The organism is Allosphingosinicella sp., from assembly GCF_036387215.1.
GTDB lineage: Bacteria > Pseudomonadota > Alphaproteobacteria > Sphingomonadales > Sphingomonadaceae > Allosphingosinicella.
On record NZ_DASVUE010000024.1, the window covers coordinates 1 to 22,867 of the forward strand.

A 22,867-nucleotide genomic window follows, 5' to 3' on the forward strand; every position below is an offset into this window, starting at 1 on the left:
TGCGGCCTGCCGCGATAAGGAGGCGCTGTTCAAAACCTCCTTGGTCAGCTCTGAAGTGGCGATGGGCGTGAAGCGCGCAGTCGCCGAGCAGGGGATCCAGGAAGAGATTTCGATCTACCGCTCGAACACGCAGGAAGATTACCGAGCCGAGCTGGCGAGCGCGCCGAAGCCCTGATCATCCCTCAGGCGCGGCTGACAGCATCCGCACTCGATATTCGATCACTCCTGCCCACGCCTCTACTGTGGCCGGCCTGCCGGAGCCGCGCGCGTCGCGCACAAGCTGGCTCCGCACGAACCGGGATGTAACGATGCGCCACCCTGCAAGCTCTTCCGGGAGCCCGGCCATTGCCTGCTCGGCTTCTGCCATCAGCCGCTGAAGTCGCTCCGCCCGCTCGCCCTGATCCCTCATCGTCACTGCCAGTCGAAGCTCTCGCCCGGTGCCGCTTTTGTGGCTCCAGTCCGTCTCCGGCCCGCACTCCACGACCGCGTAGGGAAAGGCAGCCTGCACCGGCGGCCCGTCATAGACTCCGCCAATCCCTGGGGCGCCTTCCTGTAGGGCCGCGATCGCCGCCTCCTGAAGCGTCCGCGCAGCGCCCGTCATCGCAGCACCGCCGTCAGCCAGCGGAGCGCCGGTTCCAGCGCGAACCGCCGCCTCAGCGCGCGTCCGGACAGCAGCACGCCCTCCGGCGCCGGCTCAGCCCGCACGCCTCGCGGCAGCGCCGGCTCCATTCGCTCCGCCAGCGCCTGGATTCTCGCCGCCGCTCGCAAATCCGCATTCACGCGGATCCGGGCCAAAGTACGTTCGAACATGATGGCCTCCTCAGCGCAGCCTCATTCGCCGCCACGGCCGCCAAAGCGCCGCCACGGCGGCCGGCGGAGCGGTTTCTTCCTCGTCCGAGCGGTGCATGTAGAAATGAGCGGCTAGCCGGATGATGCCCTGCCGCAGTGCTTCGGGAGCCCCGCTCCAGTCGGCAGCCAGGCCTGCCTGATACGAAATCCGGACACGTCCCGTCCCACCTGCTCGAACCCAGCCGTCGCCGGCGGCATCGATGTCGACGGCGTAGTCCGCCGCCATCAGGGGAGCGTAAACGCCGCCGTCCCCCGCCGCCTCCACCGCGGCGACCGCGCTGACCGGAGTCCTGCCCAGCCGTTGCCAGCACCCGCTCCGAGGCAGCACTTCCTGGAAGCCGCGCCGGATCAGCACCTGGCCCGTGAAGGCTTCGCAAAGGGCCGCCGCGCTTGCGACGAGGCTCGCGATCAGCCCGTCCTCGTCGGCCGTCTCGACCCGCAAATAGGCCTTTGCCGCCGCCAAGGCTGCGGCGCCCGGCTGAACCGGCTCCTCGATCACCATCGAAAGTCTCCTGAATTCTTATGCTTCGGCGAAGGCCAACTGATGCGCGATCCGCGTCAGGCAGAGTGGCCGAGAAAAGCGTGAATGAACGTGATCGAGCCCGAGACAGGCACTCCGCCCCTGAAGTAGAAGGCGATCTTCGGAACGCAGCTCGCCGCTGCCGAGCTGACCGGGCCGACGCCCGGCTCCCGCCACACATAGCGGCCGCTCACCACTGGATTGAAGCCGGACCCCGCGGGGCTGGTGCCTCCAACGGTTCCGGGGGAACCGATGCCGAGATCCGCAATCACCGCCGGCCGGATATTCTCGAGCTCGAACACCCATTCGTGGAGCAGCTTCTCGCTGCCGTCCATCCGCAGCTTGTGGTCGGCGTCCGTCCCGAGCGGCACCGCCGAAGCCTTCTGGAGCGCGAGGCTAAAGTCCGCCGCCGGCGTGCCGGTGACGCTCACCTTGATGGCATTGCGGAGCGCCCCCGCATAAGTCACCTGAACTTCGGAGCCGATCACCGTCACGCCTGCCGGAAGCGCCGAACTGCTGTTGCAGACCCAGCCGTCGCCGAAGGAACCCGAAGGTCCTCCAGAAAACGGGTTGTACGATCCCGCGCCCACGAACCCGGCCCGGTGGCCGAGCACGTTTCCGTAGCGGTTCATCGACCAGCTATAGTCCGATCCAAGCGAATAGGGCCGGTCGGCACGCACCGGGAAGATCCGCGCGAGCACCTCCACCAGCTGATCCTGTCGCCGTAACGCGTGTGCAGTGCCCCAGTGGACCCCGTCATAGGTGGAGGCGCCGGCGGCGGTGTTCGCTCCGCCGCCCAGCGGGCCGTATTCCACAACGTGATCCTGGTCCGTTTCGCCGGCAGATCCGTCATAGACGTAGACCGAGCCGTCGCTCGCCGCCCATCCCCGCAGCAGGGCGTTGAATTCGCGGCAGCCCTTGGCCTCGTCCGGGGTCATGTAGAGGTTTGGAGTGCTCGTGCCCGACATTCTCGGCTGCAGCGCACCCACGATCACCCGTTCGACCCCTACTGCCTTCATCGCCGCCACATAGGTTTGAACATTCGCGAACGAACCCGCGGCGCCGGAGCTTGGCACGCTGTTCGTGCCGACTTCGAGCAGCAGGACCTTCGCACCGGTTGCCGCGACAAGCGCCTGGTCGCGTGAGATCCGCTCCGGATGGATCAGCCCTCGCCGAACATTCTCCGGAATTGGTGAGCCGACTGGAATCGTCGCCGCGTCCCCGTCCGCCGAAGTCGTGCCGACCGCGATATTGTGGAGCCGGTAATCATAGGCGAGGTCGAACGGCACCCTCCTCGTCGCCCAAAGCAGCGGATGGGAGCTGCCATTCCCAGCCTGCCCGCCGAGGCTGTCCCCGGCCACCAGCATCACCGTCTGCGCCGGCATGAGCGACGGCGCCTGGCTTCGGCCGCGCGGCGCCAGCCCAAGGCCGATGCCGAACCCGAGCCCGGCCATCAGTAAAGCGCCAGGATGTCGGTCGCGGTGGTGCCGGTCGCGCGCACATATTGCGGCCGGAACGGAAGCACTGCCCCGTTCGCCACATTCTTGAACGCCACGTCCGCGCCGCCACCGGCCCCGCGCATCACGATCGTCCCGCCGGTCCCGACGAACAGCGCCTTCGGAACCTCGGCAAGCTCGTTCACATCGTGCGGCACCACCGCCACCGCCCGCGCCGCCGGCGCACTGACGCTGTCCGCATATCCTGAAAATCGATCGGCCACGTTCGGCCTCCTCTCGTCGAAATGGGTGCGCCGCCCGGGAGGGGGAACCCGGACGGCGCGTGGAGCCTCTCCCTTCCGGGAGAGGGGATTCAGAGTTCCCGTCAGGCCGAGAAGCGCATCAGCTTGATCGCTTCAGAATTCGACACCTGCCCGCCGACCCGCTTGGTCGCGTAGAAGTGCACGAACGGCTTGTGCGTGAAGGGATCGCGCAGGATCTGCGTCTCCGTCCGCTCGGCGATCAGATAGCCGGCCCTGAAGTTGCCGAACGCGATCGAAAGGCTGTCGGCTGCGATGTCCGGCATGTCCTCGGCCTCCACCAGAGGATAGCCGAGCAACGTGTCCGGCTGCCCTGCGGTCAGCCCCGGCTGCCACAGGAAACCTCCGTCGGCCGTCTTGAACTTCCGGATCCGGGCCGCCGTGGCCGAGTTCATCACGAAAACCGCGCCCTGCCGGTAGGGCGGCCGGAGCGCCTGGACGAGATCGACCAGCCGGTCCTGCGGAGTGACCGACTGGAAGCCGCCCGCAGCGCCCGAATAATGAACTGCAGCGTCCCGAACGGCCGCACGCCGTCCACCGCGCCAGACACCGGTGCGCTGAGAAACCCCTTCGGCCGGTTGACGCCCGACCCCGACACGAACGCCGCGCCCTCGGCGCGCGCGAACTCCGTCGCGATCTCCTGCGCGAGCCAGGCTTCCACGTCGAAGGCCGCATCGTCGAGCATCGCCTGCGATGCCGCCGGATTCGCATAGAGCTCTCCGAACGGCGGTGCGATTTCGACGAAGGTCGGAGATCCCGTCTCCGGACGGGCCGCATCCTCCGCTACCCAGCCCGACGGAGTGCCGCCCGCAGTCACGAGCTTCCGGTATCCCGCCGATCCGACCTTCACGACATTGGCGATCGCTCGGATCGGTGAGATCGCCGTCAACGTCCGGTCGATCGCAGCATCGATCTCCTCCGGCACCGCATAGCCGCCGGCCGCGTCGGACGTGCCGACCATGGCCTTGAGCTCCACCCCCGCCTCAAGGCCCTTTCGAAGATAGTTCTCCACGAACGGGGAGCCCTGGCTCTTCGCACCGCTCAAGGCGGGCCGGGCGCCGGCAATTGCCTGCGCGTCCATCCGCGCCTTCAGCTGCGCCATCTCCTCGCGGAGCTGCGCCACATCCTCATCCTGCCGCTCCAGCGCCTCGAACGACGCCTCCAACGGGTCCGCTTTCACTTCATACATTCGCCTTCTCCTCGCTCGCTCTCGTCATTCACATATTGCCGTCTTCCCGAACCTGATCCGGGATACGGCTGCTTTTGCTTTTCGAAATTGGTCAGGCTGCACCCGAGCGGTTGCCCGGGCCCGCATCAAGGAACCCGCCGAACATCCAGCGCCATCACCCACCCTCCACAACCACCGGCAAGAACGGGCTTGGCCAGTCTACATCCGCGGCGCGGTTCCACGCCATCTTCATGGAGACGTGGAATGCGGCGAGACCCATCAGGCGGAGCTTTCGAAGGCTTCGCCTGCGGCTTCTCGGATGCTACGGCATCAGGGCCCGCCACGTGCCGTCGGTCAGCTTCTGCCAGCCCCAAGGCTCGCCCGCCTCGGGGAGCCGATTGAAGAAGATTGAACCGAAGGCCGTGTCGTCGTGGTCCGCCGGCGGTCCGTTGCTCGCGCCGAGAAAAACCTGATCGCCGATGTAGCAGCCGCGGCCGAATTGCATCACGTATTCGTGGTTCGTGGTGCGACCGGCAGGCTGAAAGGGGCTCTGCGCGATCATCGTCATCGGCGACACTTCGAGCCCGAAATAGCGGTAGCGGATCGTGTTGCCGCTATCGCAGACCATGTCCCAGGCGCTGCCGTCCTGGTTGTCGCTGCCGAGCTGGGCGATGATCGCCTCGTGCTGCCCGGTCGTGTAGGTGAACCTGTTGCCGAGCAGGAACTTATAGGTGCGGCCGCTCCCCGACCCGACATTGGCGCCGATGCAGGGCGACTGCAGGCTGTTCTGGCGCGGGTAGAGCTGCGCCCCGCCATGGTCGGACCCGCTGTTGCCCGGCATCACGATCGAGGTCTCCGAGTTCATCCAGCCGCTCGGCTGGTTCGGCTCGGAGTAGCCCTGGAAGGTCGAGCGGCTGTTGTTGTTCTGGTTATAATTCTGGCCGCCGCAGTAGAAGGCGCCGCCCGTCACATAGGTGGCACCGGTCTCCCACTTCTGATAGACGCCGTCCTCGCCGCCGGGACCCAGTCGCTTCCAGACGCCGCCGTTCGTGCCCGGCATCGTCGTCGAGGCCGCGGCATGCTGGCCCGGGACGACGCGGTAGCGCGATCCATTAAAAGAGCAGACGCTTCCGGAGTGAGGCGGGGACCATGCAGGGCCACCCCACCGGCCGCCCCAATTGGCGTAGGCGTTGCCGTCGAGCTGGAACTGCGTGTGATCGATGCCGAGGAAGCTCTCGTCGCAGATGCCGAACTCGCGGTTGAAGAAGGCCTGGAAGCCGTTGTTGCGGATTGCATTGACATCGCCGCCGGCGAAGCGGATCCCGCTCTTGCCGTTGCCCGACGCGGCGCAGCTTTCGAACACTGCCGAATTGGCGTTGCCGTTGCTGCTCGCGGCATCCGCGACGACGTCGAAGCCGTGCCCGCCCCACTGGTGAGCCGCGCAACGAACGAAGGTCGCGCGCCCCCGCACCTTCCAGCCCGGCGCACCCCCGATCGACCCACCCGATGCAAGCAGGCGGATATCCTGGAAATAGCTGTCCGAACCGCCCGAAGGCGTGTTGCCCTTTTGCTCGCTCACGCCCTGGGTGTCCCAGCCCTGCACGATGATGCCGGCGGGCGCGTTCTGGTGGAACACGAACCATGCGCCGGCGAACTCGCCGGACGGTGCGGAGACGAACGAATAGGCCGCGTCCGTGCAGTCGATTACGTCCGAGAAATAATAGGTTCCCGGATCGAAGAAGACCGGCGGAACGGCCTTGTAATAAGCGTTGTTGGCTGGGGTCCGGGCGTGGGCGTGCAGGAACGCCCGCATGTGCAGCCAGGCTGCATGATTGTCCGTTCCGGTACCCGACGGGAAATTATAGTCGGGCACCGCCCCGAACATCGAGAAGTCGATCCGCTGCTCGCGCGCGAGGCGGAAGCCGCGGCCGTTGGCGCTGAGCACCGCCCAGCGCGGATTGGCTGCAACGAACGTGGCGTCGATCGCCGCATCGAAGACGTATTTGGCGCCGCCGCGACCGGCTACGTTGTAGCCCTCGGTGTAGATGACGTTCGTGCCGGTCGGTATGGTGAGAGTGTTGACGTTCGTGAACACGCCCACCGTTGCCGCTGGCTGTTGACCGCCTCCGCCTGGGGCGGAAATGGTGATGGTGTCGCCCTGGTCGTTCGGGGCGATCGTGACCCCCGGTCCCGCCACCAGCGCAGCAGCGATCGTGTCTCGCGCCGCTTCGTGATCGAACGGCGCCGAGACCGTGATCGTATCGGCAGCATCGTTAGGGGAGATCGCCACACCGGGGCCCGCCACAAGAGCGGCGCTCATCGTATCGCGCACATCCTCGGCCGTAAGGCCCGGATTGGTCGCCGAAATGGTGATCGTGTCCCCAGCGTCACTCACGTCGAGTGCCATGCCGGAGCCTGCCACCAGAGCCGCACCGATGATGTCGCGCACATCCTCCGCTGTCAGGCGGCTGTCCGTCGCCGAGATGGTGATCGTGTCCGCAGCATCGTTATGCGCGACGCTGATGCCGCTGCCGGCAACCAACGAAGCCGCTACTCTGTCGAGCACCTGCTCAGGGTTCAGGGCATTTGTGGAAATGGTGACCGTGTCGGCCGCGTCGTTGGCCGCGACTGTTATGTTTGCGCCTCCAACCAAGGCCGCGGCGATTGCGTCATTAACGTTCTCTAGCGTCAGCGGCGGATTCGCCGGTGCGGTGCCGGCCAGCACATAGGTACCGGGCTGAGCGAGAGTGGCCGAATTCTGCAGGTTTGCGGCATGGCCGCTCAGCGCATAGGCGCCGGCCGCTGCCGGCATCACTTCCGCCTCGAGCAACGTCGCCGCGGCTCCGGCAAGAGCGTAAGGGCCGGGATCGGCCGCCATCGTGTATGGCGAAGAGGCTGCCGCCGACCAAGGCGCGATTACCTGCTGATTGACTCCGTCGCCCGCAGCAAGAACGATCGTGCAAGAACTAATCCGCAATGCCAGGCGATCACCAGCGACCCACGTTCCGAGCTGGGGATTGTTCACCGTAAAAACGTGGTTCCCGGCTCCATTAATAGTGCCGATATTCACAGTGGCTTGCGGCACGTCTGCGCTGCTCATCCGGCGCAGATCAACTTGGCCACTGCCCGACGACACGGGCACCTTGACGGTATATGTGCCGGCGGCTCCCACCCCCGGTTCCCCAGCGGGCCAGTAGAAGTGGACATTCTGATTGGCGCCGAGGCTGATCTGCCCTGCGGCGTTCCCCGCCCCAGCCTTGGCTATGGCCTTATTGAACGTACCGCGCGTGCCGGTGGTTGATCCGGTGCTGAGATAGTAAGTCGTAGGCATGATTGCCTTCTCCTGAAAAGCATTGAGGTGAACGGTGCCGTGCTGCGGCCGCATGATGGCAGGCCACGTGGCAGCATGCTGGGCGGGCCGCTCGAACAGCCCGCCCAGCCGCCATCAGGCGAGCGTCAGAAGGCTCGCGCCGAAGTCGATGGTGAAGGTCTCGCCGCTCGCCAGAGTCACGCCGCTGGCGCCGTAATCGTACCAGCAGATAAGCTCGTCATTGGCGGCGCTGTCGTTGTAGACGATCACGTAGCGAAACGTAGGCACGGCGCCCGAAGCGGTCAGCACCTTGTCAGCTACGGCGAGGGAGTAGACACCGTTGGTCTGCGCCGACGAAGTCGTCGTCAGCGCCCGGTTCGAAACATTGCTCTGATCGATCTGCACGATGTCGGCCAGCACGCTGTTGCCCGCGACCGGAGCCGTGTTGGAAAGTGCGACCGCCAGCGTGTCGCTGCCGAGATTGTGCACCTTCTCAGCCAGCGCTTCGACGAAGGAGTTGAACTTGTTGTAAGTAGCCATGGTCATTTTTCCTTGGGGCGGGTTGAAAATCGGCAGCCGAAGAGCCCCGTCGACGGGCGCCGGTGGTGAAGTCGTCTAAAGTGTCGAATTGGTTCGAAGCCGGCGCGAGCACGCGCAGCTGCTGGATCACGCCAAGGGATCAGCTCTCGATGGAATGCACCCGCGCCTTCGGCTGCATCGGGAAGGTGACAAGGCTCACCTCCACCAGCTCGAGGTCGGTGAGCTCGCGCGGGGCCTCCCCGCTCGCCTCGCGCACCCGGTATCCGAAGCTGAGGCCGCCGACGGCGCCTTCCTTCAGGAGCGCCCCCGCCCGCCCGTCCACGACGCGCCCGATCACGCGCAGCCCGCGTTTGTCCTCTTTCAGATATTCGATCCGTCCGATCGGCCGCCCCGCCTCATGCTGCCAGAGCAGGGGCACCGCCCCCGCCCCCCGCTTCAGCGCCCGCACGAAGGCTCCCGCCCGCACAACGTCCCTGCCGCGGTCGGGCCGGTCGAAGATCGCCGCATAGCCGGCGAACCTCATCGGCGGATCAATTCGGTAAGCCCAAGCTTCACCGCCATCGCCAGCACCAGCAGCGCCAGCAAAATCCGGATCGCCCAATTGACCGCAGCGCTCCACGCGCTCTTCTTGGCATCGCGCCAGGCCTGCAGAAGCTGCCTCAGTTCGTGCATGTCGTGCCGCGCGCTCGGATCGCGCAGGCCGAGCGCGCCGAGCGCCCGCTCCGCCCCGCATTCGCTCGCCTCCTCGATGAGCGCCCGAAGCGTCACCAGCTCTGCCCCCTGCCCTTCCGCCTGCGCCATCAGCCGCGCCAGCATCGCCGCATTCTCCGATGTCATTCCTTCTCTCCGTTTCCGTCCGCCGGGCCGAAGCCCAGCAACTCCCTCTTCTCGTCCGCGCTGAGGAAATCCGCGCCGGAGACCTGCGCCCAGAGTCGCTCCCGGTCCTCTGCCAGCGCCGTCACCTGGTCGACGTCGATCGCCAGCCGCACGCCGGGCCACCAGGCGCCGAGCGCGCTGGAAATCCCGACCAGGATCTTCTCCGCCAGCGGCAGGATGGTGAGCCGCCACAGCGCCCGGTTCGCCTCGCGGTAATTGGCGTAGGTCGAATCCCCCGGAAGCCCGAGCAGCATCGGCGGCACTCCGAAGGCGAGCGCGATCTCCCGCGCCGCCGCCGCCTTGAGCTCGACGAAGTCCATGTCGGCGGGCGTGAGGCTCATCGCCTGCCATCTAAGCCCGCCTTCGAGCAGCATCGGCCGTCCGGCGTTGAGCGCGCCCTGATAGCTCGCCTCCATCTCCTCCTTGATCCGCTGAAACTGGTCGGCCGACAGCGCCGCCCCGTCCCCCGGCTCGAACGTCAGGGCGCCCGAAGGCCGCGCCGCATTGTCGAGCAGGGCCTTGTTCCACTTGGTCGCCGCATTGTGGATCGCCACCGCGCCCGCGGCCGCGCCGAGGCAGCCGAGCCCATAATGGTCGTCGAGCGGATGCATCGCCTTCAAATGCACGATCGAAGGCCGGCCGAGCCCGTCCCGCGCCGCCAGCCGCGTCTTCGCCTCTCCGGCCTTGTAGACGTAAGCCGCCGGCCACCCCGCCGCGTCGGCCTCGACGCTCACCCGCTCCGGCCGCAGCGCGAACAATTCCGCCGGCTCCCCCTCCGCATCGCAAAGGATCTGAAGAAACGCATTGCCGTGCAGCAGCAGCTGCGACGCCGCCGTCTCGAGCAAGGCCGGGGCCGCCAATGATCCTCCGCGGAACGGGGAGTGGGACTGTCCCGAGGACGGTGGAAGGTGCCCGCCCCGCTCCTCCTCCATCGCATAGACGGAGCATCCCGCGACGCCCTCCGCCACCAGCCGCACCGCCCGCTGCGCGACCGGATTGCCGAGATAGGCCTCCCGGACCTGCGCCTCGTAGGATCGCGGCCAGGGCTCGGCGGCCGCTCCGGGCCACCCGCGCAACAAAAAAGGCCGGACGGAGACCCGCCCGGCCTTGCGGCCAAACCATTTCATGTAATCGTCCCGCTCTTGAGGATCAGCCCGGCAGGCGAATCAGGCGCAATTCCGGAGCATGACCATTTAGTGCCATATCAGCGTCACGCTGTCAAGCTGTTTTCACCTGTTTGGAAAACAATACGCCTTCATCCATAATCCCCCGTGCCCGCATGGCCCTTCCCGTCGCGGCGGTCTTTCATTTCGCGGACCGCCTCGTCCGATAGATCTTCGAGGCTGTTGCCCTGGCCTGGGCCGCCGGCGCTTCCGCCGGCCATCCCGCCTTCGGCCCCGCCCGAGGCCTTCTCATCGCGGCTGCCTTTATCCTTGTCGTCGCTCATTAAGGCGCTCCTTTCAGCTCGTCGCGAAAGGAACGTCCCACTCCGGCGCAATATCCCGCCGCCGGCGGGAAGGCGGGACCCTCCCGGCCTCACCCGCGTTATGTCCTTGATGATCAAGCTTTTGCCCGCCGCCCTGCTGCTCCCGCTCGCCTGCATCGGCTGCGCCCAGAAAGCGGAGCCGAAGCCCGATCCGGTCAAGCTCCAGGCCTTCCTCGCAACGATCGAGGCGCCTGAGGCCGCGCCCGGCAAGACCGAGCGCCTGATCGCGTCCGTCGAGAAGATCCCGCCCGAGCGGATCAACCCGCGCATCGCGGTCGCCGCCCTCACCAGATAAGGCTGTTACGGAGCAATCAAGCCGCTCCGGCTCACATCCTTAGTTGATCGATTCCAGATAGGTCGGTGCGCGCCGCCGCCGCCGCGCCTCGATGGCGGCCGATCCGCCCTTCTTCACCAGCCCGCCCGCCTTCTTCAGAACGAACGGCGCAAGCAGTCCCGCCGCTGCGCCCGCAGCGCCGCTGAGGCCGCGCTTCCGCGCCATCGACCGCCCGACCAGCATCCGCACCACTTTCCCGATCATCCGCGCCTCCAATGTCTCGGCAGCAAAAGCTCGCGGAACGCCCGAAGTTCCGGCCTCAGTAGATCATCACCACCGCTGCGATCGCGACGATGGTTCCGATCACCGCCAGCAGGAACCAATGGTCTCCCCTGCTGACAAAATAGCGCCCGCGGCCACGAAGGCGGTTCAAGAACTTCATCCACTGCTCCCCACCCACCCCGCCTGTGCCACCGCCGCTGCCATGGCAAGACGGCACAAAGGCGGGGAACGGCCGCGCCTGCCCCTCCCCTGGTCACCACCTGGGGCTCGGGAAGGGGGGGCGTTAGATCGGCGGGGGACCTTTGTAGAACTTGGCAGGCGAGTGCCCCGCAATTCGCTCGTCTGGCGCGCACTTCGGGAGCGTCTTTCTTCGGTGCCACAATAGGGTGACTATATCGGGACTCTTTGCCTTATCGGTTCCAATTTCTCCGCTGGCGCTAATGTCCTCCGGAACTACAATGGCGCTCGGCGCTTGCAGCGGGTGCGCCCGCCGAGCGGCGGCGCCAAGCCAGGCAAGGTCAAGCAGGGAGAAGCGAGAAATGCGCGAACTGAAAGCCCAGGAGCTTATTCACGTAACCGGAGCCGGCGGTGGCTCCTATTGCCGCCCGCGCCGCTGTCCCTCGCCACCGCCGCCTTCTTGCGGCGGCTCCAGCTCCAGCTCGCATTCGAGCTCAAGCTCGAGCTCCAGTTCGAGCAGCAGCTCGAGTTCGAGTTCCACGTCCCGCAGCTACTCCTATGCGAGCAGCAGCTCCAGCTCCTCCTCGAGCAGCTTCAGCTACAGCTACAGCCGGTCCTGATCTCCTGCAGGCGGGGGCGCTCCGGTGCCCCCGCTCAGGCGGCAAGCAGCGAGGGCTCGAACGGCTTCCAGTTGCGGCTATGCCCGCCGGCACCCGCCTGCAGCCGGCCCTCGGCCAGCGGGATCGCGGTGGCGCAGAAGCCGCATTCGGCCGAGAGCCGGCCGATATACCAATGCGTCCGGCCGCAGCCGGGGCAGTGGTTCACCTCGTTCTCGCGGTAGAGGATGGAATAGCCGCGGAGCGCCGGAATGCGCGCCTCGCGATCGCTGAGATTGGTGTGCATCGGAACCTCCCTTTGTTGGAGAGGCTCTTAACCCTGCCGCCGTGCTCCGGCCCGCGCTGATCGACTGCCGCGACTTCCGATTCGACGAATCCGCACCGAAACGATCAAACCGCCCGCTCGTCCGACAAATCGGTGGCGCGCTCAGAGGCAAACGAGCCCCAGCAAGCAGGTCCGAGGCGGCGGAGGAGGAGTGGGCGCCGGAGCGGGCGCCGGAGCCGGAGCGGGCGCTGGTGCTGGAGCCGGGGCTGGAGCTGGAGCTGGAGCAGGCATCGGAAGCGGGGCTAGAATGGGCGAGGGCGCGGGAGCTGGGGCTGGGGCCGGAGCAGGCGCGGGCGCCGGAGCTGGCGCAGGCGCAGGAGATGGCGCGGGCGTTGGAGCTGGCGCTGGCGCCGGTGCGGGAGCTGGCGCCGGAGCCGGAGTAGGCGCGGGCGCGGGCGCCGGAGCTGGCGCCGGTGCAGGAGCTGGCGTGGGAGCTGGCGCAGGGGCTGGCGCCGGAGCGGGCGCGGGCGCGGGCGCCGGAGCGGGCGCCGGAGCTGGGGCTGGGACTGGGGCTGGCGCCGGAGCTGCAACGGGCGCTGGCGCCGGAGCCGGAACTGGCGCCGGTGCTGGAGCGGGCGCCGGTGCAGGCGTCGGTGCCGGAGCTGGAGCAGCGATCGGCGCTGGCGTCGGGGCAGGAGCCGGCGCCGGAGCGGGCTCCGGAGCTGGCGCGGGCGGAGCGGGGAAGCCGGGAATTCCGCCGAGGAGACCCGCCAATCGCGGCTGCTCCCCCGCCGGAGGCTGCAGCGCGCCGCCCGGCTCGAAATCCAGGACACGCGCATAATCGAGGCGTTCACCGTTCGTCTTAGGCTCATCAGCCTGCTGCGCCTCGTCCGGTCCGGAGCCGGGAACCGCCGCGGCTTCGGCGGCGCTGCTCAGCAGGGCGGCGTCTTCCTCGCTTGCCTCAGGCGCGGGTCCGACCGAGAGATACTCGGGGCTGGCGGCTTCGGCGGATGCGGCCATTCCCGCGTCCACCAGCCGCCGGGCGGCGCCCGAGCTGGTCGCCACCTCGACGCGGCCCTCGACGACCCTGACCGAGCTCCGCTGCGGCTCGACCGTCACGACGAATTCCGTGCCCTTGACGAGCGCGGCGAGGAGCGGCGTTCGAACGCCGAAATGCGGCGTCGACTTCTTCTCGATCTTGAACAGGGCGCGCCCGAAGTCCTCGATGATCTGGACGATGCCCTGTTCGGCGCCCGCCTCCGGAAGCCGAAGCTGGGTGCTCGGGCCGACCACGACGAATTCGCGTTCCCGGACGAGCACCGCTCGGCCGCTCGCCGCCGTCAGGATGAGGTCGCCCGCACCCAGCGTCGCGCCTCGCGCGGCGGGCAGCAATTGCGCGCCCTTGCGCAGCTTCACGACGCCCGACACCTCGCTCACCCGCCACGGAGCGACCGCGGCCAATGCCGGATTGCTGACGACCAGGCTCAGGAAGGCGAGGACAAGGGCGGCGACACGCATTGATTCATACTCCGCTGGCCGCCGCGCTCTTGAAAATGGCGGTCGTGCTGCACTGCAAGCCTAGCCGGCAATGGTGTTCGCGCCCTGAATGCCGATGGATAATGCGGCGTTAGCAACGCTCCGGCAGCCGGCTTCTCAACGATATTTCAACACCATGGCGATAGGCGCCCGAGCATGCGATCGAGCGGCCAGGGCAGGACTAAGGCGGCAGCGGCCGGACTGGCATGCGCGTGGCTGCTGCTGTCAGCCTTCGCTCTCAACGACCCTGCCCGCCTCGACTACGAAGCCCTGCGAATCGAAGGAGATCTCTCCCCGGGCCGCGCGGAGGCCGCCCCGGCACCCGCGCCGGACCCTGCCGACGGCACGCCCCGCACCTCCTCCGCCCGTTACCGGCTGGTGGTCGATGCAAGCGTCCTCGCCGACAGCAACGTCACCAACTCGACTGACGATCGCACCATCCCGATCTTCTATGGCGCGGAACCGCTCCCGGTCGCGCTCGACCCGCAGCTCCGCGCGCATGGAGGCATCGGCCGCGGCCTTGCGGCTTCGGGCGAGATCGAGCTGCCGATCGGCAGCGGCGCCGGGCTCCTCCTCAACGCCGAGGGCTACCTGCTCGATTACGATGGAAGCGCCACCGACGACGTCTCTCTCCTCATCGCCGCCGGTCCGAGCTTCAAGTGGGGCGGCGGCGAAGCGACGGTTCAGCTCATCGGCTTCGACCGCTGGTATGGCGGCATCTCGGCGACGGCGGGACTGGGCGTCCGCGGCCGCTATCGCGGCGAGCTCAGCTCCACCGATCATCTCTCCCTCTCCCTCGAGGCGCGGCGCTTCAGCTCCGACTACGGAGGCGATTTCGGCGGCACCCATGCGGGCGCCTACCTCACCTATGAAACCGTCCTCGATCCGGTGACGTCCGGCTCGCTCGGCCTGTTCGCCCGGCGGGACTGGCTGGGGGAGGAGGCTTATTCCTATACGGAGCTTGGCGCCTATGGCGGGCTCGGGCGGCACCTCGGCCCGGGCCTCACCGGCAGCATTTCGGCCGGCCTCAGCCGCGCGCGCTTCGACGAGCCGGTCCTCCTCCTGTCGCCGTCGCCGCGCGAGGACTGGCGCTTCTACGCCTCCGCTTCGCTCGCCGCCCGCCGCCCGCTCGCGCTCGGCCTCTACCCCTCCGTGAGCTACAGCTACGGCCGCACGTGGAGCTCGATCGGCTATTTCGACGCCAGGCGGCACCGTGTCCGGCTGGGGCTTCAGCGCAGCTTCTGATCCCCCGCCTCCGCAGCCGCCCGCTCCGGATACGAAAAGGGCCGGAAGCGGGGATGAAGCGCTTCCGGCCCTCTGGCACGTGCGAGGTGGATTTCGCGTGTGCCGCTGCCGTTTCCCGTGGGAGCGGGCGAAAGCCAGCTTTCGCTTCCGGCCGGAAGCCTGGGGTCGTTGCCGGGTGGCCCTTCCCCTTCGACGGCGCCCGCTGGGGGGATTAGCGGGTGCCGCCGGGCTCCTGGTCAGCCTCGAAAGAAGCTTCCGGCCCTGGATAGGGCTCCCCCGCACCTTTTCGCCACGGCCGCTCTGCGAAACCGCCTTATCCTGCGACGAACGTGCGCGCCCATGTTGCAAACTTCCATCACCCGGGCCCGGAAGCGACGCGCCCTTCGGCTCGCCTGCGTTTCCGGCTTGTGGAGCCGCACTGCTTCTGCATAGTGGCGGTGCCGACCAGAACCAGAACAAGGTACAGATTCAAATGGCTTTCAAACGCCTCATTGCAGCAGCCACGGCCGCCGCGCTGATCGTCTCTCCGACGGTGGCCGCAGCGGGCACCGCGGCGTCGACTTCGCGTGCGGCCGCCGCACCGCAGGCCGCTCCCGCCGACGAAAGCGTCGAGGGCAGCGAGCTTCGCCGCACCGGGATCATCGTTCCCCTCGCGGGCATCATCCTCATCATCCTCATCATCCTCCTGGTGACGAAGAAGAAGGACAAGAAGGGCGTCAGCCCCTAAGCTGCAGCGTCGCGCTTCGGCCTACTGATCCGCAGCCTTGCCCGCAAGGGCGGCAAACGGCGTCGCCGGTCCTCGGCGGCGCCGTTCGCGCATCTGCGGCAGCGCCGCTTGCGCCGATTTTCTCTCATGCTTTGAGCCCAAATCCCTTCAGCGGCGTTGGCGATCTGCCGCCTTGAGGGAAATATGACGACCGACCAGATGCTTGCCTTCGCGGTGCTCGCGGGGATGATGGGTCTCTTCATCTGGGGCCGCATCCGCTACGACCTGGTCGCGATCATCGCCCTTCTCGCCTCGGTCGCGATCGGCATCGTCCCTGCCGACAAGGCCTTTTCCGGCTTTGCGGACGACATCGTCATCATCGTCGCCTCCGCGCTCGTGATCAGCGCCGCAGTCGCGCGCTCGGGCGTGATCGAAGCTCTGATCACCAAGGCGACCGCCGGCTTCAGCCGGATGGGATCGCAGCTCATCATCCTCGTCGCCTCGGTCACTTTCCTGTCCGCCATCGTCAAGAATATTGGCGCGCTCGCGATGCTGATGCCGTCCGCTTTCCAGATGGCGAAGAAGTCGCATTCCTCCCCCTCCTGTTTCCTGATGCCGATGTCGTTCGGATCGCTGCTCGGCGGCCTCATCACTCTGGTCGGCACCTCGCCCAACATCATCGTCTCCCGAGTCCGGGAGGAGATGACGGGCAAGCCGTTCGGCATGTTCGACTACGCCCCGGTCGGCCTCGGCCTTGCAATCAGCGGGCTCATCTTCCTCCGGTTCGGCTACAAATTGCTGCCCACCAACCGCCGCGCGGCGCCGACCATGGGCGAGGCGGTCGACATCCAGGATTACGTCACCGAAGCCCGCATCCCTCGCAATTCCCCGGCTGACGGCAAGACCGTCTCAGCCTTCAAGGCATTGACCGAAGGCGATGTCGAGGTGACCGGCCTCCACCGCGGCGAGCGGCGCCGCACAGTTCCCCTCCCCGATGCCGAGCTCCACGCCGGCGACGTCCTGATCCTCGAAGGCGAGCCTGAAGCGCTGGAGCGCGCGATCGCAGCGGCCGGCCTTCAGCTCGAAGGCCAGCATCGCGGCGCGGTCACCGAAACCGCCGCGTCCGACATCGGCGTGATCGAGGCGGTGATCGGCCGCGATTCCATCCTGGTCGGCCAGAATGCCGGGCGCATCGAGCTTCACGATCGCCACGGCGTCAACCTCATCGCCGTCTCGCGCAGCGGCGAGCGGCTCTCGGTGCGCCTCCGCGACATCAACCTCTGCCCCGGCGACGTGATCGTGCTTCAAGGGCCGCTCTCCACCCTGCCGGAGCGCGTGCGGGACCTCGGCTGCCTCCCGCTCGCCGAGCGGAGCCTCAGGCTCGGAAGGGGCGGCAAGGGCCTGATCCCGATCGTCATCCTCGGCGGTGCGATGGCCCTGACTGCGGCCGGGCTTCTCCCCGTCGCGATCGCCTTCTTCGGTGCGGCTGCCCTCATCATGATGGCCGGCGTCCTTCCGGCCCGCGAGGCCTATGCGCGGATCGAGTGGCCGATCCTCGTCATGATCGGCTGCCTCATCCCCGTCTCCGACGCGCTTCGGACCACCGGCGGAACCGAGGTGATCGCCGGCTGGCTGTCGAGCACCGCCTCGACGCTCCCCGCCTGGGGCGCCGTCGCGCTGATCCTGGTGGCGGCGATGGCGGTGACCCCGTTCCTCAACAATGCAGCGACGGTGCTCGTCATGGCCCCGATCGCGACCGTCTTCGCCACCGGCCTCGGCTACAAGCCCGAGGCCTTCTTGATGGCGGTCGCGGTCGGCGCGGGGTCGGACTTCCTCACCCCCATCGGCCACCAGTGCAACACGCTCGTCATGGGGCCCGGCGGCTACCGGTTCGGCGATTATGCCCGCCTCGGGGCACCCCTGTCGCTGCTGGTCGTGCTGGTGGGAGTGCCGCTGATCATGCTCACCTGGCCGGTGCGCTGACGCGCTCAGACGTAATGCGGCTCGCCGCGTTCGTAGAGCGCCTCGTAATGGACCAGCGCCGGCTCCGGCCCGAGCGGGACCGGCTGCCCGTCCCGGAAGGCCCATTCGCCCCTGTCGCAATCCTCGGCGCGGACATAGCCGTTGATGTAGAGCCGCCGCCGATGGTCCGAGCGGTTCGTGCCCGATCCGTGCACCAGATACGGGCTCCAGAGCGCGAGGTCGCCCGGCTCCAGCACCAGGTCGACCGCGTCGCCAGGCGAAAGGCCCGCCGCGGTCAGCGCCTCGTCGCTCATCGTCGTGCCCAGCACCTCCGTCGAGGTATCGAGCTCCAGCGCGCCCTTCGAATGGCTGCGCGGGATGAAGCGCATCCCGCCGCTCTCCGGATTGTGCGGATCGATCGCCAGCCCGGTCTGCACGTAGGAGGTGCCGAGATTGCGATAGGCTTCCTCAGGCAAGCGGAAGCGGGAGTCCTGGTGCCAGGCGAAATCGCCGGCCGCGCCTGGCGCCTTCCAGTGGATCTGGTTGATGATCTGCTTGAGGTCGCGCCCGATCAGCGGCTCGAGGATTTCCGACATCCGCCGCGCCAGCCGAACCTCGTTGAGGCGCGCCTGGTGATAGCTCGGCCACTGAGCCATCCGCACCAGCGGTTCGCCGTCCGGCCCAGGCGCCACATTGTAGAAGAGGTTGCCGTGCCGGAAGCTCCGGCCGTGACTCACGCCTTCGCGGTAAACCTGCTCGGCCGCGGCCGCGATCTCATCGATCTCATCCGGGCCGAACACGCCCTGGACCACCGCATAGCCGTCCCGCCAATAGCTTTCGACGTAATCGCTCGAGCCGGCCATCATTCGTCATCCGGAATGTCGGGTTCAACATCGATCGGCGGCGGCTCGGGCCTCACGTCCCAATCATGTAAGCCGGTGATTACTACCGGGATCGCAAGACCTTCCGCATTTCGGGCGGGCCGGTAGCGGAATCGCTTCTCAATCAAACGGCAGGTGGTCTCGTCCAATTCTCTGTTGCCGCTAGAGCGTGTTGCGGCGCAATTGCGGACACGCCCATCCCGGTCGACGACGAAGCGAAGATAGACGATTTCGCGGTTTCCGGTGCCTTGGCTTCGGGATGGATAATCGGAATCGTAGATTCTTCCACGAAGCCAGCGCACGGGAGAGCCCCGGCCGATCCCTCCCCCACCGCCGCCGGTGCCGTTGCCCTGGCTGCCGCTTCCAAGCCCGTTGCCGAACCCGCCGCGGCCCGTGCCTGGCCCCGGCACGTCGGCCGCCCCCGCCGAATCCGCACTTCCCTGGCCCGGCACCGGAGCTGCGACCACCGGCGGCGGCACCGGGAGCCGGATCTCCGGCGGCGGCGCAACGATCTCGGACGGAGTATCGCGGAGGTTGGCCGGGGACGCAGCACCTTCGGGGTCCTTCGGCTTGACCTCGTGCGTCTCCTTCACCTTTTCGGGTGCTGCGGGCTCGCTCGGGGGAGGGGGAGGTTGTTCGAACACGTCGAACATCTTCAGCTGCTCGGTCACAGCCTCAGCGGGCTGGAAGCCGAGGCCGGTCAGGAAGGCGTAGCCGAGCAGCGCATGGAACAAGCCGACCCCGATCGCGGAGCCAAGCCGGTCCCTGTTCCGTTCGTCCACTCGAAGCATCATGCCGTTCGCGACCTTCAGCATCACCGGAGCGGGCATTTCGCCCGGTCGAGAGGCTGGTCTAGCGCAGCTCACATGTCCAGAACCTGTCCGAGCAGCTTCGCTCAGGCTGCGGTGCGCTCCAGGAAAGCGACCTCGCGTTCCACCCAGGGAGCGAAGCTGGGCCTTGCGAGGATCGCATCCACATAGCGCGCAAGCCTGGGCCTCGACGCAACACAATTGACGCCCATGTGCCGGAAATTTGCGAACGGGCTTGCAATGGAGATATCCGCCAGCGTCAGCCGGTCCTCGACCAGGAACCCGCTGTCAGGAATGACGGTCTCCAGATAGTCCAGGATCGGCGGAAGCTCCTCCTGCTCGGCCTTGTCGGCGGCCGCGAGATCGCCGTCCCGCTTCAGGAAACGGGGCGCGACGACCCGGTTGAAGAACATCTTGCCGCCGCACGCCATCATGATCGTGTCGCTGAATTCGTCGAACCAGATCGTCCGCGCACGCGCTTTCGGGTCGGAGGGGATCAATTCGGGCTCGGGGTGGAGCGCTTCGAGATAGGTGACGATCGCCGTCGAATCCGAGATTGCGAAATCGCCGTCGCGAAAGCCCGGCATCTTTCCGAACGGGCTCGCTTCCCTGAACTCAGGGTCCCGATCGCCAATTCCGATCGGGCGGGATTCCACCTCGATCCCCTTTTCGGCCGCGAATGCCAGCACCTTGCGGACGTAAGGCGACAAGGACGAACCATAGACGATCATCGCAGTCACTCCCCTCTCAGTTTCGATATGAAACCTTCGTACGCCAGTTCCGGCCTCCGCTCAAGCGGCAGGGGTGGCATCTTCCCCCCGGGCAACCTAGCAACACGCTTATGCCCGGCCGCCTTTCTCCCGAACGCCCGCTCTGGCGCGCCGAGATCCGCGCAACGCTCCTGCTCGCCTATCCGCTCGTCCTCACAAACCTCACCCAGGCGCTGATCCACGCCACCGATGTGGTGCTGCTCGGCTGGGCCGGGCCGCGGACGCTCGCCGCCGGATCGCTGGGCGTCAATCTCTTCACGGCTTTCCTGATCTTCGGAATGGGCCTCGTCACCGCAACCGCGCCAATGCTTGCGCGCGAACTCGGCGCGCGGCGCCATTCGGTGCGCGAAGTCCGCCGTACCGTCCGCCAGGGCATGTGGGCCGCGGCGGCCTTTTCGGTGCCGGTGCTTGCGATCCTCTGGAACGGCGAGGCCATCCTTCTCGCGCTCGGCCAGGATCCGGTGCTCGCGGCCGATGCTGCGGGCTTCGTCCGGGCGCTGCAATGGGGCTTCCTGCCCGCGCTTCTCTTCCTCGTCCTCCGCTCCTTCGTGGCTGCCCTCGAACGCCCGATCTGGTCGCTCCTGATCTCGCTTGGCGGAGTGCTCTGCAACGCCTTCCTCAACTACATCCTGATCTTCGGCCATCTCGGCTTCCCCGCGCTGGGACTGCTCGGCTCCGGCATCGGCAGCGCCGTCACCAACGCGATGATGTTCGCCGGAATGGCGCTGGTCGTGACCCGGCACCGCCGCTTCCGCCGCTACCGCCTGTTCGGGCGCTTCTGGCGCTCCGACTGGCAGCGCTTCCGCGACGTCTGGAAGCTCGGGCTGCCGATCGCGGTCACGCTTGGCCTTGAGATCACGATCTTCAATGCCGCCGTGTTCATCATGGGATTGTTCGGCACTGCATCGCTCGCCGCCCACGCGATCGCGATCCAGATCGCCGCGCTCTCGTTCATGGTCCCGCTCGGGCTTTCTCAGGCGGTCACGGTCCGTGTCGGCCTTGCGCTCGGCCGCAACGATCCCGCCGGCATCACCCGCGCCGGCTGGACCAGCTTCACGCTCGGCGTCGGCTTCATGGCGCTGATGGGCCTCGTGATGCTCGCCGCGCCGGAGGCGCTCGTCTATCTCTTCCTCGACGAGAGCGATCCCGCCAACGCGCCGGTGATCGCGCTCGCGGTCTCCTTCGTCGGCGTCGCCGCCCTGTTCCAGATCTTCGACGGCGCTCAGGCCGTCGGCGCCGGCATGCTACGCGGCCTCCACGATACGACGGTGCCGATGATCTACGCCGCCTGCGGCTATTGGATCATCGGCCTCGGCGTCGGCCTCGCGCTTGCGTTCGGCGCGGGCTGGCAGGGGCTCGGCGTCTGGATCGGGCTTGCCGCGGGCCTGGCCGTCGTCTCGGTGCTGATGCTCGCGCGCTGGATGCGGCGCGAAACGCTCCGGCTTGGAAGTGCCTGACTCTCCAGCCGCTTACCCAGATTGTTGCGCACGAGTCACAATTTCGCACAATCGATTCGGCGATGGAAACAAACGATTCATCGCTCGTTGGCCGGGTGATACAAGCGGACCTCGAGGAAGGACACGAGTGATGCTCAGCGTAGTCAGTAACGAACAGGCCGAAGCTCATCTCCACGACCCGATGATCCGCGGCTATCACGTCGTCTACCGCGAGGATAAGGTCAATCACTGCCCCGGCTGCGGCCGCACCCACTGGTATGTGGGCCGGCTGATGGCCGAATGCGGCTTCTGCGCCACCGCCCTTCCGCTTGCCGAAGCGAGCCTTCGCGGCAGCGGCCACAGCCGCAGCTTCCGCGCCGTCTGGGACGTCGAACGCGCCGCCTGATCCGATCCGCGGCAAGCACGCTCACCTCATCCGGTAGTAATCGGCAAGCCGGTCGAGCGCGAGGCCGAGGACGAGCTTGCCTGCCCGCGCGGGCCAGCCGAGCGCCCGCTCCGCATCGCGCATCCCTTCTCCCGCGCAGACGATCCGCCAAAGCACGTCCGACAGTCCCTCGCCGACATGCGCCACGGCGGCGTCGAAGCGGCGCTTCGCGGCAAGCTGCACCTCCGTCGGATCGGCGCCGGCGGGGGCGGCCCGTGCGGCATTGGCAAGCGGCGCGGCATCCCAGCTCATGGTCACCCGCGGGCCCAGCTGGGCAAGCTCCCAATCGCCGCGCAGCTGCTCGCCCGCAGCCAGCTGCCGTTCGCTGACCAGCCCGCGCGCCCGCAGCCACCCAAGCGGCGATTCCGCCATGTTCACGGTGACGGAGCGGGCCGGCCTTCCCCTCGCCCGCCCGCCGTTCCTCGATTTCCGCGGCTGCTCGTCCTGAGGGAAAGCCTTTTCGACGAGCAACCTGTTACGCTTCAGACCAGCCACGATACCTCCCGATTCGGATGCAAGAAGTCTCTTGCCATTGCGGCGCAGGTGTAGGAAAGAGAAATAACCACAAAGGTTACGAGGCATGCTCATGATCACCCGCATCCGCGAAGTCCGCCGCGCCAAGAAGATGACGTTGCAGGACGTCGCGGACCGTTGCGACCCGCCGACCACGCCGCAAACCATCGGGCGGCTCGAGACCGGCACCCGCACCGTCTCGGTCGGCTGGCTGAACCGGATCGCGAAGGCATTGGGCGTCGAAGCGGCGGACCTGGTCCAGCTTCCCGACCGCGAGGACATCCCCGTCGCCGCCCTGCTCGGCCATGACGGAGCGACCGCGCCGCGCCGCCCGGGCGTGGTCATCCCGCCGCAGTCGGAGCCGGGCCTCGTCGCGGTCACCGTCGCCTCGGGCGTCGGCGATTATCGAACCGGAGACGAGATCTGGTGCAGCCGCCTTGCGCC

Annotated in this window: 28 protein-coding genes and 2 pseudogenes; 9 read left to right on the plus strand and 21 right to left on the minus strand. The window is 67.4% G+C overall.

Translation table 11 applies throughout. The features are described from left to right. Positions 1 to 175: 175 nt before the first annotated feature. From gp17 to VF662_RS01055, 12 genes and pseudogenes are all read right to left on the minus strand, one after another. Positions 176 to 601, minus strand: a complete 426-nt coding sequence (gp17, locus tag VF662_RS01000) for a tail completion protein gp17 (protein WP_464136646.1) — start codon at positions 599 to 601, stop codon at positions 176 to 178. Then, entirely contained in the window at positions 598 to 810 is a 213-nt protein-coding gene (locus VF662_RS01005) for a hypothetical protein (protein ID WP_464136649.1), read from the minus strand. The genes gp17 and VF662_RS01005 overlap by 4 nt, the downstream gene beginning before the upstream one ends. Positions 811 to 820: 10 nt before the next feature. Then, positions 821 to 1,351, minus strand: coding sequence for a head-tail connector protein (locus VF662_RS01010; RefSeq protein WP_464136651.1), 531 nt, complete (start codon positions 1,349 to 1,351; stop codon positions 821 to 823). A gap of 56 nt (positions 1,352 to 1,407) precedes the next feature. Next, positions 1,408 to 2,823, minus strand: coding sequence for a hypothetical protein (locus VF662_RS01015; RefSeq protein ID WP_464136653.1), 1,416 nt, complete (start codon positions 2,821 to 2,823; stop codon positions 1,408 to 1,410). Beyond that, on the minus strand, positions 2,823 to 3,089 hold the full coding sequence (locus VF662_RS01020; RefSeq protein ID WP_464136656.1) for a spike base protein, RCAP_Rcc01079 family: 267 nt from the start codon (positions 3,087 to 3,089) through the stop codon (positions 2,823 to 2,825). Before VF662_RS01020 ends, VF662_RS01015 begins: the two co-directional genes overlap by 1 nt. 101 nt (positions 3,090 to 3,190) lie before the next feature. Next, positions 3,191 to 4,314, minus strand: a pseudogene (locus VF662_RS01025) (phage major capsid protein). Positions 4,315 to 4,615: 301 nt separating this feature from the next. Next, positions 4,616 to 7,624 (minus strand): hypothetical protein, encoded by a 3,009-nt coding sequence (locus VF662_RS01030; RefSeq protein WP_464136658.1) that lies wholly within the window; start codon positions 7,622 to 7,624, stop codon positions 4,616 to 4,618. Positions 7,625 to 7,738: 114 nt separating this feature from the next. Then, complete coding sequence (locus tag VF662_RS01035; protein ID WP_464136660.1) at positions 7,739 to 8,149, minus strand: hypothetical protein; 411 nt, start codon at positions 8,147 to 8,149, stop codon at positions 7,739 to 7,741. A 133-nt stretch (positions 8,150 to 8,282) separates the two neighbouring features. After that, on the minus strand, positions 8,283 to 8,666 hold the full coding sequence (locus VF662_RS01040) for an HK97 family phage prohead protease (RefSeq protein ID WP_464136661.1): 384 nt from the start codon (positions 8,664 to 8,666) through the stop codon (positions 8,283 to 8,285). Further along, the gene (locus VF662_RS01045; protein WP_464136663.1) at positions 8,663 to 8,980 is read right to left on the minus strand and encodes a DUF6127 family protein; all 318 of its coding nucleotides are present in this window, start codon (positions 8,978 to 8,980) and stop codon (positions 8,663 to 8,665) included. Before VF662_RS01045 ends, VF662_RS01040 begins: the two co-directional genes overlap by 4 nt. Beyond that, positions 8,977 to 10,146: a phage portal protein gene (locus VF662_RS01050; RefSeq protein ID WP_464136666.1), complete on the minus strand. Its 1,170-nt coding sequence runs from the start codon at positions 10,144 to 10,146 to the stop codon at positions 8,977 to 8,979. The genes VF662_RS01045 and VF662_RS01050 overlap by 4 nt, the downstream gene beginning before the upstream one ends. 128 nt (positions 10,147 to 10,274) lie before the next feature. Further along, on the minus strand, positions 10,275 to 10,466 hold the full coding sequence (locus VF662_RS01055; RefSeq protein WP_464136668.1) for a hypothetical protein: 192 nt from the start codon (positions 10,464 to 10,466) through the stop codon (positions 10,275 to 10,277). Positions 10,467 to 10,575: 109 nt separating this feature from the next. Between VF662_RS01055 and VF662_RS01060 the strand changes: the two genes are divergently transcribed. Next, positions 10,576 to 10,800, plus strand: coding sequence for a hypothetical protein (locus tag VF662_RS01060; RefSeq protein WP_464136670.1), 225 nt, complete (start codon positions 10,576 to 10,578; stop codon positions 10,798 to 10,800). Between the two features lie 39 nt (positions 10,801 to 10,839). Here VF662_RS01060 and VF662_RS01065 read toward each other — a convergent pair whose 3' ends face one another. The 4 genes from VF662_RS01065 to VF662_RS01080 all read right to left on the minus strand — a co-directional run bounded on the left by VF662_RS01065 (position 10,840) and on the right by VF662_RS01080 (position 12,141). Next, positions 10,840 to 11,043, minus strand: coding sequence for a hypothetical protein (locus VF662_RS01065; protein WP_464136672.1), 204 nt, complete (start codon positions 11,041 to 11,043; stop codon positions 10,840 to 10,842). A gap of 55 nt (positions 11,044 to 11,098) precedes the next feature. Next, the gene (locus tag VF662_RS01070; RefSeq protein ID WP_464136674.1) at positions 11,099 to 11,221 is read right to left on the minus strand and encodes a hypothetical protein; all 123 of its coding nucleotides are present in this window, start codon (positions 11,219 to 11,221) and stop codon (positions 11,099 to 11,101) included. 435 nt (positions 11,222 to 11,656) lie between these two features. Further along, positions 11,657 to 11,779, minus strand: a complete 123-nt coding sequence (locus tag VF662_RS01075; RefSeq protein WP_464136676.1) for a hypothetical protein — start codon at positions 11,777 to 11,779, stop codon at positions 11,657 to 11,659. Positions 11,780 to 11,892: 113 nt separating this feature from the next. Further along, a complete protein-coding gene (locus tag VF662_RS01080) occupies positions 11,893 to 12,141 on the minus strand; it encodes a hypothetical protein (protein ID WP_464136679.1) in 249 nt (82 codons plus the stop codon). 230 nt (positions 12,142 to 12,371) lie between these two features. Between VF662_RS01080 and VF662_RS01085 the strand changes: the two genes are divergently transcribed. Both VF662_RS01085 and VF662_RS01090 read left to right on the plus strand, forming a co-directional pair. Then, positions 12,372 to 12,563: a hypothetical protein gene (locus VF662_RS01085; RefSeq protein WP_464136704.1), complete on the plus strand. Its 192-nt coding sequence runs from the start codon at positions 12,372 to 12,374 to the stop codon at positions 12,561 to 12,563. Between the two features lie 30 nt (positions 12,564 to 12,593). Beyond that, entirely contained in the window at positions 12,594 to 12,986 is a 393-nt protein-coding gene (locus VF662_RS01090) for a hypothetical protein (protein WP_464136706.1), read from the plus strand. 259 nt (positions 12,987 to 13,245) lie between these two features. Here the strand turns inward: VF662_RS01090 and VF662_RS01095 are convergent. After that, positions 13,246 to 13,638: pseudogene (locus VF662_RS01095) on the minus strand (FecR family protein); the annotation flags it as partial. Positions 13,639 to 13,812: 174 nt separating this feature from the next. Here VF662_RS01095 and VF662_RS01100 point away from each other — a divergent pair. From VF662_RS01100 to VF662_RS01110, 3 genes are all read left to right on the plus strand, one after another. Further along, positions 13,813 to 14,901 carry a surface lipoprotein assembly modifier gene (locus VF662_RS01100; RefSeq protein WP_464136681.1) on the plus strand — a complete coding sequence of 363 codons (1,089 nt, stop codon included), beginning with the start codon at positions 13,813 to 13,815 and terminating at the stop codon, positions 14,899 to 14,901. 472 nt (positions 14,902 to 15,373) lie between these two features. Continuing rightward, entirely contained in the window at positions 15,374 to 15,628 is a 255-nt protein-coding gene (locus VF662_RS01105) for a hypothetical protein (protein WP_464136683.1), read from the plus strand. A 183-nt stretch (positions 15,629 to 15,811) separates the two neighbouring features. After that, positions 15,812 to 17,590, plus strand: coding sequence for an SLC13 family permease (locus VF662_RS01110; protein WP_464136685.1), 1,779 nt, complete (start codon positions 15,812 to 15,814; stop codon positions 17,588 to 17,590). Between the two features lie 5 nt (positions 17,591 to 17,595). On the opposite strand, the gene VF662_RS01115 is transcribed toward VF662_RS01110, so the two are convergent. From VF662_RS01115 to VF662_RS01125, 3 genes are all read right to left on the minus strand, one after another. Further along, positions 17,596 to 18,435, minus strand: a complete 840-nt coding sequence (locus VF662_RS01115; protein WP_464136688.1) for a phytanoyl-CoA dioxygenase family protein — start codon at positions 18,433 to 18,435, stop codon at positions 17,596 to 17,598. After that, positions 18,432 to 19,280, minus strand: a complete 849-nt coding sequence (locus VF662_RS01120) for an energy transducer TonB (RefSeq protein WP_464136690.1) — start codon at positions 19,278 to 19,280, stop codon at positions 18,432 to 18,434. The genes VF662_RS01115 and VF662_RS01120 overlap by 4 nt, the downstream gene beginning before the upstream one ends. Positions 19,281 to 19,345: 65 nt before the next feature. Further along, complete coding sequence (locus tag VF662_RS01125) at positions 19,346 to 19,990, minus strand: glutathione S-transferase family protein (RefSeq protein WP_464136693.1); 645 nt, start codon at positions 19,988 to 19,990, stop codon at positions 19,346 to 19,348. A gap of 110 nt (positions 19,991 to 20,100) precedes the next feature. Here VF662_RS01125 and VF662_RS01130 point away from each other — a divergent pair, with 110 nt between their 5' ends. After that, positions 20,101 to 21,486 carry an MATE family efflux transporter gene (locus tag VF662_RS01130; RefSeq protein ID WP_464136695.1) on the plus strand — a complete coding sequence of 462 codons (1,386 nt, stop codon included), beginning with the start codon at positions 20,101 to 20,103 and terminating at the stop codon, positions 21,484 to 21,486. Positions 21,487 to 21,616: 130 nt separating this feature from the next. Further along, positions 21,617 to 21,871, plus strand: coding sequence for a hypothetical protein (locus tag VF662_RS01135; protein WP_464136698.1), 255 nt, complete (start codon positions 21,617 to 21,619; stop codon positions 21,869 to 21,871). A 21-nt stretch (positions 21,872 to 21,892) separates the two neighbouring features. On the opposite strand, the gene VF662_RS01140 is transcribed toward VF662_RS01135, so the two are convergent. Then, the gene (locus VF662_RS01140; RefSeq protein WP_464136701.1) at positions 21,893 to 22,405 is read right to left on the minus strand and encodes a DUF6456 domain-containing protein; all 513 of its coding nucleotides are present in this window, start codon (positions 22,403 to 22,405) and stop codon (positions 21,893 to 21,895) included. Positions 22,406 to 22,496: 91 nt separating this feature from the next. Between VF662_RS01140 and VF662_RS01145 the strand changes: the two genes are divergently transcribed. After that, positions 22,497 to 22,867 (plus strand): helix-turn-helix domain-containing protein (locus VF662_RS01145; RefSeq protein ID WP_464136703.1); only part of this gene is annotated, 371 nt, incomplete at its 3' end.

Excerpts from the sequence above, each read along its gene's own strand:
- VF662_RS01125 (WP_464136693.1), bottom strand. The coding sequence starts at position 19,990 with ATGATCGTCTATGGTTCGTCCTTGTCGCCTTACGTCCGCAAGGTGCTG.
- VF662_RS01135 (WP_464136698.1), top strand. The coding sequence starts at position 21,617 with ATGCTCAGCGTAGTCAGTAACGAACAGGCCGAAGCTCATCTCCACGAC.
- VF662_RS01080 (WP_464136679.1), bottom strand. The coding sequence starts at position 12,141 with ATGCACACCAATCTCAGCGATCGCGAGGCGCGCATTCCGGCGCTCCGC.
- VF662_RS01045 (WP_464136663.1), bottom strand. The coding sequence starts at position 8,980 with ATGACATCGGAGAATGCGGCGATGCTGGCGCGGCTGATGGCGCAGGCG.
- VF662_RS01110 (WP_464136685.1), top strand. The coding sequence starts at position 15,812 with ATGACGACCGACCAGATGCTTGCCTTCGCGGTGCTCGCGGGGATGATG.
- VF662_RS01030 (WP_464136658.1), bottom strand. The coding sequence starts at position 7,624 with ATGCCTACGACTTACTATCTCAGCACCGGATCAACCACCGGCACGCGC.
- VF662_RS01055 (WP_464136668.1), bottom strand. The coding sequence starts at position 10,466 with ATGAGCGACGACAAGGATAAAGGCAGCCGCGATGAGAAGGCCTCGGGC.
- VF662_RS01040 (WP_464136661.1), bottom strand. The coding sequence starts at position 8,666 with ATGAGGTTCGCCGGCTATGCGGCGATCTTCGACCGGCCCGACCGCGGC.
- VF662_RS01060 (WP_464136670.1), top strand. The coding sequence starts at position 10,576 with ATGATCAAGCTTTTGCCCGCCGCCCTGCTGCTCCCGCTCGCCTGCATC.
- VF662_RS01070 (WP_464136674.1), bottom strand. The coding sequence starts at position 11,221 with ATGAAGTTCTTGAACCGCCTTCGTGGCCGCGGGCGCTATTTTGTCAGC.
- VF662_RS01010 (WP_464136651.1), bottom strand. The coding sequence starts at position 1,351 with ATGGTGATCGAGGAGCCGGTTCAGCCGGGCGCCGCAGCCTTGGCGGCG.
- VF662_RS01115 (WP_464136688.1), bottom strand. The coding sequence starts at position 18,435 with ATGATGGCCGGCTCGAGCGATTACGTCGAAAGCTATTGGCGGGACGGC.
- VF662_RS01035 (WP_464136660.1), bottom strand. The coding sequence starts at position 8,149 with ATGACCATGGCTACTTACAACAAGTTCAACTCCTTCGTCGAAGCGCTG.
- VF662_RS01005 (WP_464136649.1), bottom strand. The coding sequence starts at position 810 with ATGTTCGAACGTACTTTGGCCCGGATCCGCGTGAATGCGGATTTGCGA.
- VF662_RS01065 (WP_464136672.1), bottom strand. The coding sequence starts at position 11,043 with ATGATCGGGAAAGTGGTGCGGATGCTGGTCGGGCGGTCGATGGCGCGG.
- VF662_RS01120 (WP_464136690.1), bottom strand. The coding sequence starts at position 19,280 with ATGCCCGCTCCGGTGATGCTGAAGGTCGCGAACGGCATGATGCTTCGA.
- VF662_RS01130 (WP_464136695.1), top strand. The coding sequence starts at position 20,101 with ATGCCCGGCCGCCTTTCTCCCGAACGCCCGCTCTGGCGCGCCGAGATC.
- gp17 (WP_464136646.1), bottom strand. The coding sequence starts at position 601 with ATGACGGGCGCTGCGCGGACGCTTCAGGAGGCGGCGATCGCGGCCCTA.
- VF662_RS01105 (WP_464136683.1), top strand. The coding sequence starts at position 15,374 with ATGGCTTTCAAACGCCTCATTGCAGCAGCCACGGCCGCCGCGCTGATC.
- VF662_RS01100 (WP_464136681.1), top strand. The coding sequence starts at position 13,813 with ATGCGATCGAGCGGCCAGGGCAGGACTAAGGCGGCAGCGGCCGGACTG.
- VF662_RS01050 (WP_464136666.1), bottom strand. The coding sequence starts at position 10,146 with ATGAAATGGTTTGGCCGCAAGGCCGGGCGGGTCTCCGTCCGGCCTTTT.
- VF662_RS01015 (WP_464136653.1), bottom strand. The coding sequence starts at position 2,823 with ATGGCCGGGCTCGGGTTCGGCATCGGCCTTGGGCTGGCGCCGCGCGGC.